This window comes from Saccharicrinis sp. GN24d3 (genome assembly GCF_052400645.1).
Classification (GTDB): Bacteria; Bacteroidota; Bacteroidia; order Bacteroidales; family Marinilabiliaceae; genus Saccharicrinis.
On sequence record NZ_JBQTGI010000008.1, the window covers coordinates 193853 to 204529 of the forward strand.

General features: G+C 38.2%; 6 protein-coding genes. 5 read left to right on the forward strand and 1 reads right to left on the reverse strand.

The window, feature by feature from the left end; genetic code table 11:
- Positions 1-712 precede the first annotated feature (712 nt).
- Positions 713-5278 (reverse strand): translocation/assembly module TamB domain-containing protein, encoded by a 4566-nt coding sequence (locus ACT29I_RS11570; protein WP_444793517.1) that lies wholly within the window; start codon positions 5276-5278, stop codon positions 713-715.
- Between the two features lie 208 nt (positions 5279-5486).
- On the opposite strand from ACT29I_RS11570, the gene tsaD reads away from it, so the two are divergent.
- The 5 genes from tsaD to ACT29I_RS11595 all read left to right on the forward strand — a co-directional run bounded on the left by tsaD (position 5487) and on the right by ACT29I_RS11595 (position 10396).
- Positions 5487-6506, forward strand: coding sequence for a tRNA (adenosine(37)-N6)-threonylcarbamoyltransferase complex transferase subunit TsaD (gene tsaD / locus ACT29I_RS11575; RefSeq protein ID WP_444793518.1), 1020 nt, complete (start codon positions 5487-5489; stop codon positions 6504-6506).
- A 122-nt stretch (positions 6507-6628) separates the two neighbouring features.
- Positions 6629-6919, forward strand: coding sequence for a PqqD family protein (locus ACT29I_RS11580; protein WP_430934312.1), 291 nt, complete (start codon positions 6629-6631; stop codon positions 6917-6919).
- Between the two features lie 253 nt (positions 6920-7172).
- Positions 7173-8075 carry a hypothetical protein gene (locus tag ACT29I_RS11585; RefSeq protein WP_444793519.1) on the forward strand — a complete coding sequence of 301 codons (903 nt, stop codon included), beginning with the start codon at positions 7173-7175 and terminating at the stop codon, positions 8073-8075.
- A 1-nt stretch (position 8076) separates the two neighbouring features.
- A complete protein-coding gene (locus tag ACT29I_RS11590) occupies positions 8077-8544 on the forward strand; it encodes a hypothetical protein (RefSeq protein ID WP_444793520.1) in 468 nt (155 codons plus the stop codon).
- A gap of 67 nt (positions 8545-8611) precedes the next feature.
- Positions 8612-10396: an ABC transporter ATP-binding protein gene (locus ACT29I_RS11595; RefSeq protein ID WP_444793521.1), complete on the forward strand. Its 1785-nt coding sequence runs from the start codon at positions 8612-8614 to the stop codon at positions 10394-10396.
- Positions 10397-10677: the final 281 nt, after the last annotated feature.

Sequence of the window (10677 nt, forward strand, 5' to 3'; positions counted from 1 at the left end):
ATGTCTGTTTTATCCATGCGGTTATTTTAAGCATAAAAAACAGACTATTGTTATTTTTGGAACAAATCATTTCCTTTAGTCCGTAACATTGAATTTTCATCCGGGATCTGTCATGGGGAATTTGAAAAATTCCTTCATGTCAGCAGGCATCAGTTGTCCCGATTGCTATCGGAATAGAAAATTTTACATGGCCATGTTTAAGAAATGTATAGATTGGGTTAGTCAAATTGGTATTTAGAAAAAGTCTAATGACAATTTCGGGTTGGTTTTTTCTGCCGTTTTTTGGGCTAAACGGCTAATGATCGGTTTATCTGTTAGCCGGGTTTAGTTGTCTCAAAAAGTATAACTGTGTACTTTTTTCCCGGATTATGTATTGGAGGTTCGTCATGAGCATGGCAAGTACAATAAAACAAGGCATTACTGAAACGAGGCATCACTTGTCCCGATTACTTTCGCGAGCATCGTTCTGGTGAGTTGAAGTGATGCAACGAAGTGTCTTGTTTTAAAGTAATTTCAATGTGTCATAGAATTTCTAATGCATATTGCGGGTTTATTTGGCTTCCTTGTCGGTTTGTTGAATATGTCAACTTAAAAATTTCAGCAGCAATATACATTGAATGCGGACCAATGACGGGGTTACTCTTGGTTGCTTTCCGGTGGAAATTAAATGATGGAAAAAGCTGCGGGATGTTACCGAAATTATCAGGTCAGTCTACTTGCTTACAGCTGTTGGCTGCTTTCTGTTGATTGTGCCTGGTTGACCTTCTAAGGTAATTTCATCTTCTTTTTTACCTTTGCCTTTAAACCAATTCCAGTATTTACGGAGGAGTTCGCCAACAGTATCAAACTCTTCCTGATATGATAAACCTACCCCCTGTGTGGTCGGGGAGTTGTCAAAGCTAAAGTCGTCATTGCTGTGTGTGTAGGCTTTTGCGCGCAAACTGCCTGATTTGTTTAGTTTTACATCTAAGTCAAAATCCCCGACAATATTACTTGAATTTGCGTTGGTCGAACTTAATTTGCCATATTTTCCATATTCTACATTCCCGTTAAGTGTGACACGGTCGTTGAAGATCTGGGTGGATAAGGCAACTTCAATCTGTTCGCTCGATATTTCATCTTCAGGACGATAACTGATGCCCACATCCACATCTTCAATCATCTGTGAAACCAGGTTGCTCAGCTGTCCGGATAACAATTCGTAAGTGTACGTGTTTGCCAAGTTAGCGCTATTCACCGTGCTGCTGTTGCCACTGGCGGAGTTATAACTTGGGGTATAAAACTTATTTAATACCAACAGCGAAAGCACTTGTCTGTTCAGTTCTTCGTCTGTGCTAATGGCTTCTTGTATAATATTTTGAGTGCTCTGTTCGAGTGTTGGAGCCGTTATATTGAAATTAATTTTTGGTTGCGATAAACGTTCACTTAGTATCAGGTCGCAGTTAATGGGTACTCTGGTTGAAATGTCACTTTCCTCGCCGTATGAGCTGGATGTGCGGGTCAGGGGTTGTAAAGATGTTTTGAGCTTGTAGGTTGCTGTAATATCGATGATAGCATCATATGGGTCTCCTTCCCAAATTACACTTCCGCCTCTATTTATATTGAACCTTTTGTTTACGACATTCTCCAGCGAGAACAAATAGTCTCCTTTCTCAGCCTTATATTCGCCTAAGAAACTGACTTTGCCTTCTTTATTCATCTGTATTTGAAGATTACCTTTGCCCCAGCTTTTTAATACGTTACCGACCGTAGGATCAAAGATTACCTGGACTTGAGCATCCGGAGTAATTTCAACGCCCATATTTAAGGTGAAGTTAGACAAGTCTACTTTATATTCTTCTTCTTTTTTAATAGAAACAATTGAATTGGTATTCTTGGGGGAAACAAATCGAATGAAATTATTGTCGAGCGATTCCTCGTCATCGGAAATGGGTATGTAAAATTTTGTGTTTCTTTGTGTTTTGCCGTTTAAGTTAAGCTTTATGTCATATGTGGTCCCTTTTATCGCCATATCTCCTGTCGCATACACGGTGCCGTAATACAAGGGGTTGTCCTTGTTCTTTGTATTGAGCAAAAGCATATTGTTGGCATGTACATATAAGTCAATGTTCATGTTTCTGAAATTCCGGTGATCAATATTTCCGTTAAATTTTCCCTTTTTCCCCTTTGGATCGGTAACGGTCATGTTTTTAAAATGAATCCTTTCGGGAGTAAATATAACGGAGTCCTCAATGTTAAAGGAACATTTTAGTAAATCCACATCAAACCTGGCTTTGTTGACATGGACACCCCCTTCAAGCCCTAAGCCATAATCGGTTTTTAACAACTTCATATTTCCCGAACCTGTCCCTTTCAGGTTTTGAATGACCTTGCTTGTGTATAGATTTATAAAGCTTAAGGGAAGGCTGTCTAAAGAAAAATTAAAATTAAAGTCCTTGTTGGAAGGTTTAAAATAACCCGTTCCCTTCAACGATTTAATATGGTTCTTTTCTATTAGGGCATTAACAATTACTGCTTTTTGCAAGTTGTTCCAATTGGATTCTACCGTTAAACGGCCAATGTCTTCTTCGTTTATTTTAAAACCATCAAGTGACAAGCTGCTTGTTATTATAGGTTGTGTTAAATCATTTTTTAATCGAATCCAACCATCCAATGTTCCGTTAAAAGTTAAGTTTTTAATGTTGAATAAAGAGGTCAGGTTATTTAAATCCATGTTTTGAATAAAGGTGACCAATGTGCCTTCTTTATCTTTGTAAATAGAGCCGTTAACATTAATTTCTTGATTGTGATGGTGGACTCTAAAAGTATTCACCCGAATTCCGGTGGGAGTAAGGCTGATTTCGGATTCCTGAACCTGCCATATAGAGTCTCTAACAGTAATGGTTGATGGCAATAGGTCAATTTTTGTGTATGTGGTTCCTTCTTTCGTTTTCCTTATTCGTGTTCGGGTGCGAATATTACCTCTGCTGGCTTTTTCTAATCTATCGTCCCAATTAATGTTAAGGTTAATAGAATCGTTGTTTACATATTGCGTGGCGTTAAAATTATGGAGGGGTAACAAGTTTTCTATACCCAATAATTCACTGGATACTTGAGTGTTCAGTTTATCTGTACCTGTTTTTAAATCAAGGGATAATTTTTTAGCGATTACCGAATTGTACTTAATCTCCCCAAAATCACCGGTCAGCTCTAGTTGATTATGATATCCATCCACACTACCAATAATCTCGCTACCGTCCGAAATCCTGATCTTCTGTGTAAAGGCTTCCAAAAGCGAGGAAAGTTCCTTTGTTTTTATAGCAAAGGCAAATTGGTCGGGATATTTGATTCGTTCTGAATGTGTAAATACTGAGGGAAGATATTGAGACAAAACTTGTCGAATGGCTTTGGGAATGGAGCTAATGTTAAAGTTACCGGAAAGTTCCGCGTCTAAAAGTGCAGAATTGACCGTTATTTTCTTGGGGAGCTGATCCTGTTTTGAAACAATAACCAGCGAATCCATAGTATGTTCTTCATGGTTAAGAAATATTTTTCCACTATGAAATAGTATATCTCCTGAAAGTGAATCTATATTTTTGCCGGATAATTTGGAATCTAGCCTAAGATCTATTTTGCTGTTGATCAGCTCCGGGGCTAAATTTAATTTATCTAACCTTACGTTGCTTAACGAAGCGCTAAAGTTAAATTGGGGGATTGTACTGCTAAAGTCAACTTTACCATTAAATAAAAGTTGGGCATTGGGATCATTTAGTCTTACTTTTCCATCAAATTTATTATTGGATATTAAGCCGTTAAGTTCAATTTTTTCGTATTTATACCCTTTTATGTCTATGGAATCGATAGTTCCTTTGATAAAAGAGTTAAATTCGTTTTTACCGGCTTTGTAACCTTGAACAGACACGTCCATGGATACCTTGTTCAGGTTGCTTTCTGAATTTAAAATCTTCCCAATGTTAAAACTTTCTGTGTTTATAAATCCGGAATAAACAAGTTTGTCATCATCTGTAATTTTAAGGCCAATGTCCGTGTTTATGGTTCCCAATGAGGTATTGAATTTTCCATATGCTACCAGGTTATCTATAAAACCGGAAAATTTGCCGCTATATTCGATATCTCCCATCTCTCCAAATGAATCCGGCAGTTTTATACTGGTTGAATTATCTCTCAAAGAAAACAGTTTAGAAATGTCACGGACATTGGTACTTAGTTTTTTTACATTTAAAAACAGATAGGAGTCTCTGAAATTGGGTAATCCGGTAATGTCGAAATGGGTTTGTAATTTAGTTCGATGGCCGGCATTTATAATTATGTTTCGACCTTTCAGGTCAGCTATAGTACCTTCAAAACTCCCTTTCAGACTAATTTTTTCCTGAAGTATGGGAAAGTTAGGAAATAAAATCTCAAGATCCCTATAGTCTGCCGAGAGAGAGTTAACCTGAATATCAATAGGCGCTTTGGTTAAAAAGTCTTGTTGTTGATAGGTGGAATCGTATTGTATGCTAAACTTCTTTAGGTTTATAAAAGATTGTTTGGCAACCAGAACAAAGTTGGAAAGGTCTAATCCTTTGGGGGATATCTTGAAGTTTCCGTTGGCCTCTTTTATAACCAGTCCGGATTTTTCTTGTGCCGAGAAATTTTTGATTCGAAAAGAAAAGTTTTCATCCTTTATTTTTATCCGGTCAACTAGGAGGTTAAAGGGTGATATTTGTAAACGGTTTGCGTTAAACTTGGACCTGGGGGTGTGAGAAGTTTTTTTTGTGAATGAAATGGCACTGTTCTTCAAATGAATGCCATTGATATTGTAATTCCAGCTGCTTTTCTTGACTTTTGTTTTGAGTAACGAATCTATAATAAAAGAATAATTGTTTCCTGCGGAGTCCGAGGTAATATCAGTTTTAAGTTTGTTAATGGAAATAGAACCCAGGTAAACTTGCCTGTCCGCAAAAACAATGCTGTCGATCGGCGCTATAAGTTTGTCCAGATACAATAAAGAATCTTGCTGTCCATCTTTTACCAACACTTCATTTAATACCAGTTTTTTAATGGGGTAAAAACGAATGTTGCCAATTGAGACCTCCGTTCCTAAATCTTCAGAAAGCCTTTGGGTTAGAACATGGCCGATTGAGTTTTGCACACCGGGTAATAGCACCACAAAATATAATAATATCGGTGATATTATCAGCGCTAGGATGGAATAGAATAATATTTTATAGGAATTTTTAATAGCTTTGTCCTTTAATTTGCAAAAATAGGTAAAAAAGGTCTTAAATAAACACATTAACCTGAACTATTCATAAACTCATTTAAATATGAATAAAGTTCCGGTTAACCCCGACATAGCTGAAGGTAAACTTTTAAAAAAAAGTTTTTACTGAAACCTAGTCGCTGTAAGAGACCGGAATAATTTTTGAATTATCCGGGTTAAAAAGGCCACCTGGAAAGTATAGACAAATATTGTGCAAAAAATGTTAATTCACGTGTAAATTATGAGTGTATATATTTTAGGAATAGAATCGTCTTGCGACGATACTTCTGCGGCGGTTTTTAGGGATGAAACAATATTGTCGAACAAAATTGCCAACCAGGAGGTACACAAAGAGTATGGGGGGGTGGTCCCTGAATTGGCTTCAAGGGCGCATCAGCAAAATATTATACCCGTAGTTGATAAAGCATTAAAGGAAGCAGGGGTTAAAGTTGCCGATATAAATGCCGTAGCATTTACCAGGGGGCCGGGATTGATGGGCTCGCTCCTGGTAGGAACTTCTTTTGCCAAGGGTTTTGCACTGGCGAACAATATTCCATTGCTAGATGTCAACCATCTGCACGCGCATGTATTGGCCCATTTTATCAAAGAACCTGATCAGGAATCGAATCATCCTGACTTTCCTTTTCTGTGTTTGTTGGTGTCGGGAGGCAATAGCCAAATAGTATTGGTAAAAGATTACATGCATATGGAAGTGGTTGGGCAAACCATCGACGATGCGGCAGGGGAGGCTTTTGACAAATGTGCCAAGGTGATGGGGCTGCCTTATCCCGGGGGGCCATGGATAGACAAACTAGCAAAGGAAGGCAATCCTGAAGCCTTTAGCTTCGCCAAGCCAAATATTAAAGCCTACGATTACAGTTTTAGCGGACTGAAAACATCTTTCCTATATTTTTTAAGGGATCAGGTTAAAGTAAATCCAGACTTCATAGAGGAGAACAAAAATGACCTTTGTGCTTCGTTGCAAAGCACCATTGTTGACATACTTTTAAATAAACTAGTGAAAGCTGCCAGTGATCTGAAAATCAGTCAAATTGCATTGGCAGGGGGGGTCTCGGCCAATTCTGGATTACGTAACGGACTGGAAATGCTGGCAAAGAAGAAGAAATGGGAAACCTTTATACCTAAGTTTGCGTATACCACCGACAATGCTGCTATGGTTGCTATTACAGGTTATTACAAATTTCTGGCTAAGGAGTTTGTTACGCATGATACGACTCCTTTTTCGCGCGTGGTGTTTTAATGTTAAAGAAATCATTATTGGCAATTTACATTGTGTACTTTGTCAAAACTTTTTAATGAAAAGAATAGGGTGCAATGGATCATTGGAATTTTTTTTACTTTTGTTCCGGAATCTGAAAATGTATGGATGTAACACTTGTTTATGCTAAAAACGATGGTTTTGTGGAAAAAGCCATTGGTGACGAAAAGGTATTGGTTCCGTTGACTGATAATGTGGCCAATATGAACAAGGTGTACAATTTAAATGAGGTTGCCTCCTTCATTTATGACCATATTGATGGTGTAAAATCGATAGCGGATTTAAGATCAGCATTAATTAAAAACTATGAAGTAGCCGAAGAGGTTGCTTTAAACGATATTAAGCATTTTATTACCGATATGGTTAATAACGGGGTTTTATTCACAAAACAATAGTTGGGAATAAAATTATATTTTGATGGAAAGGGAATTCACAGAAAAAAAAATATACTCGAAGCCTCAACTGGAGATAATTGATGTTGACCACGAGATATCATTGATGATGGTATCTGAAGGTGGAGGACCAACTGGACCCCCATCTGGCGTAAATCCTACATCTTCACCTTCGCCGTTGAAATCTACGGCACCCTCAGCCGTGAGTAACCCCTTTGGAAGTAGTGCCCCAGATTATTCCAACTAACCCTGGCGTATGGATTTAACTGGTGAAAGCTTTCAGTTAAGCATATCCGATATGATTCTGGAATTTAAATCATATTCGGAAAAGATTCGTCTTGACGCTCAAGGGCAGGTAAAACATTTTGTATGCAGTAAATGTACCAAGCCGGATTATATCTTTAATTATTCAACGGTTGATGAGCATACTTTGGAGGATGCTACTGTGGTTTTTACGGGGCAGCCCGGGCATAATGAACTTCTGAATTACAATTGGGAAGTTTTAATGCGGGATCAAGCCATTTATATTCGGGTTAATTTTGTTGATCATGCGGATATTTTATCTATTCTGGCCAAAGTTTCAAAAAACTCAACTATTGTCGGCGTAGAACTGGTTTTGCATAACCTTTCAGCTGATGTTGTTTCTGTAGATCCCTTGATTCACCCTTTGGGATCGCTCATCCTCTTGTATCTTACGCATTGGAAAAACGGATTGCTGATACATGCTTCCGGTGTATTGGATAAAAACGAAGCATATTTGTTTACGGGGGTCTCGGGTATTGGTAAATCTACCATGGCAAGGCTATGGAAAGAATCGGGAGCTGCAGTATTAAACGATGACAGGTTGGTTATTCGACGCATCGATGGAAGGATTATGGTATATAATAATCCCATGCCGTACTATGCGCAGCGCCCTTTACGAGGAGAGCTTAAAAAGATTTTTCTTTTAAAGCAATCACTACACAATTACATTACACCATTAAAAGGGGTTGCTGCATACTCCAGGGTGCTGGGTAACTTTATTCAGCAGTTCTACCAGAAAGAAATGGTGCAACGACATCTTGAAATTGTGGAACAAACCATTAACTTGGTTGACGTTTATGAAGTTGGTTTTAAACCGGATCAGGATATAGTGGAGATGATCAGGGAAATGGATTAAGATGGATAAAAAAGTAAAGGATAAAATCATATTTTCCAAGACTTTGAGATCAATGCTCGATGCCGAGTTGAGTGTGGATGTACCCGTGTTTGGGTTGAGTATGTTTCCTTTTTTTTTACCCGGCGACGTGATCAGGGTTGTTAAAGCCACTGAAAGTAAACTGTCTGTAGGTGATATGATTGTTTTTGGTTCGGGCAATAAATTGGTGGCTCACAGGCTCATTAAATTAAAACAGGATCAAGGAATCGTCATCGCCAAGGGAGATGGCCTTATTAAGAGAGATGCGATCGTTAACGCGAAAGAGGTTATCGCCGTTGCCGTAAATCACTATCGAAATAATCAAGAAATTAAGTGGAGTAACCAACGTTTTGTGAAAAAAGCCCTTAGCTTGTTATCGCCTGTGCTGGGGTATGTATTTTTTTATATGGCAAGAATTTGGTGCAAAATGAAGGATTCAAAACAAACCTAAAGGATAGTGCCCGTTTTATTTTTTGTAGAAAAATACCGCAAATAATGAGTATGTTAGTGCCTGTAATATGAAAGTTAAAAGAAGTAATATTGTACGATCCTTATTATTAATCTGGCAGAGTTCTCGCAAGTGGACTGTTGTTAACGCGCTAGTTGTGCTGCTTAAGGGAATAGTCCCGCTCCTATTGATCTTTATTATTCAACGGTTGGTAGATAAGATTGGAGGAGTGGTGTCTGCGGGAAATAAAGAGGAGGCCTTCGTATCTGTATTACAGGTGTTAATTTTTGCGGGCGGTGTATTTATGTTAAACGCTGTTTTGAATTCAGTAGCAGGGATTGTGAGGGAAAAACATTCTTATTTTATCAATGATGCCGTACAGGATTTGATTCATCATAGAACCGTGAATCTTGATTTTGTTAATTATGATGATTATAACTTTCAGAATGTGTACTATAGAGCCATTAATGAAGCGACCTATAGGCCATCAAGAATATATTACGGATTCATTCATTTAATTCAGAATGCTATAACATTATTGTTGATAGCAGGTTTGTTAGCCGGTTTACATTGGTTGATGTTATTCGGATTGGTGGTAGTGGCGGTTCCCGTGGTTATGATCCGGTTAAAATTTTCCCACAAAATATTTTCGTTCAAAAGGGAGCATACCCAAGAAGAGCGATATGTTAATTATTACAACCGACTGCTTACAGGTAAAGAATTCGCAAAGGAGCTCAGGGTATTTAATTTGTCACGGCTGTTTAAAAAAAAGTACGAAAAGGGTAAAGTAGAACTTCGTTCCAAACAGTTTAATTTGTTAAAGTTGAAAACCTGGTACGAATTGGTTTTGCAGTTAATTACTGCGGTTGCATTAATAATTGTGTTTGGATATATTTCTGTGGAGGCCATTGATGGAAACATTTCACAAGGAGAGATGGTCATGTATTTTCTGGCATTGTATAGGGGATATAGTTTTTTGCAGGATTTTCTGGGACAGATATCCGGACTTTATGAAGATGGCTTATTCGTAAAAAACCTGTTTGAGTTTGTGGATTATGAAGTCATCCCCAATAAACACGACAAAGCAGCTTTGTTTCCAAAGCCAATGAAAGAAGGTATCACGATTCAGGAGGTAAGTTTTAAATATCCCAATAGTTCCAGACATGTATTTAAAAATCTTAGTTTAAAAATAAAGAAAGGCGAAACAATAGCCTTGGTCGGTGCCAATGGGGCGGGGAAATCTACTTTGGTTAAATTGCTTTGCGGACTTTATCAGCCGGATAGCGGCAATATTTTAATGGATGACATATCCATGTCAGATATTACCCGGGATTCTATTGCCGAAAATATAAGTGCCGTCTTTCAGGACTTTATGTTATATAATGTGAGTGCCAGGGAAAATATCTGGATAGGGAATATTGCAAAATCACCGGATGACAAGGAGGTTGTTTTAAGTGCCCGGAAATCAGGTGTGCATCAATTAATAACGGATCTTCCCAAAGGATATGAAACGCAGTTGGGTACGTTGTTTAAAGACAGTGAAATGTTAAGTGTGGGAGAGTGGCAACGGATAGCCTTATCCCGATCGTTTTTTAATGATGCACAGTTGGTGATACTCGACGAGCCTACCAGTTCGCTGGATGCATTTACCGAGGCAAAACTGATCGAAAACTTTAAAGCTATTACAGAAGGACGCACAGCAATTATAGTGAGTCATCGCATGTCAACGATTCATATTGCGGACAGGATAATTGTATTAAACGATTATGGCGTAGCTGAAGAAGGAAGCCCCGAAGAATTAATAAAACGAAAAGGGGCGTTTTACGAAATGATGAGATCTGTAGGAAAAGATTAGCCCAATGTTTCCAACTAAGTGAAACCCTTGTTTAATGTACCCGGATTCTGTATTAGAAGCACGTAATGAGCATTTGAATAACCTAAAACAAGGCGTTGCAGAAACGAAGCATGGTGCCGCTCCGGTGATTGAAGCAACTCAGTAAAACGACTTGTTTTGAAGTAGCTTAATTGGGTATCAGGATTTCCAATGCATATGGCGGGTTTTGTCAGGTATCTTCAAAAGCCGGCAATAAATATTACTATTTGATCATTGCTCCGCTCAGCATTGCCAAGCAAGCA

Excerpts from the sequence above, each read along its gene's own strand:
- ACT29I_RS11570 (WP_444793517.1), bottom strand. The coding sequence starts at position 5,278 with ATGTGTTTATTTAAGACCTTTTTTACCTATTTTTGCAAATTAAAGGAC.
- ACT29I_RS11595 (WP_444793521.1), top strand. The coding sequence starts at position 8,612 with ATGAAAGTTAAAAGAAGTAATATTGTACGATCCTTATTATTAATCTGG.
- ACT29I_RS11590 (WP_444793520.1), top strand. The coding sequence starts at position 8,077 with ATGGATAAAAAAGTAAAGGATAAAATCATATTTTCCAAGACTTTGAGA.
- tsaD (WP_444793518.1), top strand. The coding sequence starts at position 5,487 with ATGAGTGTATATATTTTAGGAATAGAATCGTCTTGCGACGATACTTCT.
- ACT29I_RS11585 (WP_444793519.1), top strand. The coding sequence starts at position 7,173 with ATGGATTTAACTGGTGAAAGCTTTCAGTTAAGCATATCCGATATGATT.
- ACT29I_RS11580 (WP_430934312.1), top strand. The coding sequence starts at position 6,629 with ATGGATGTAACACTTGTTTATGCTAAAAACGATGGTTTTGTGGAAAAA.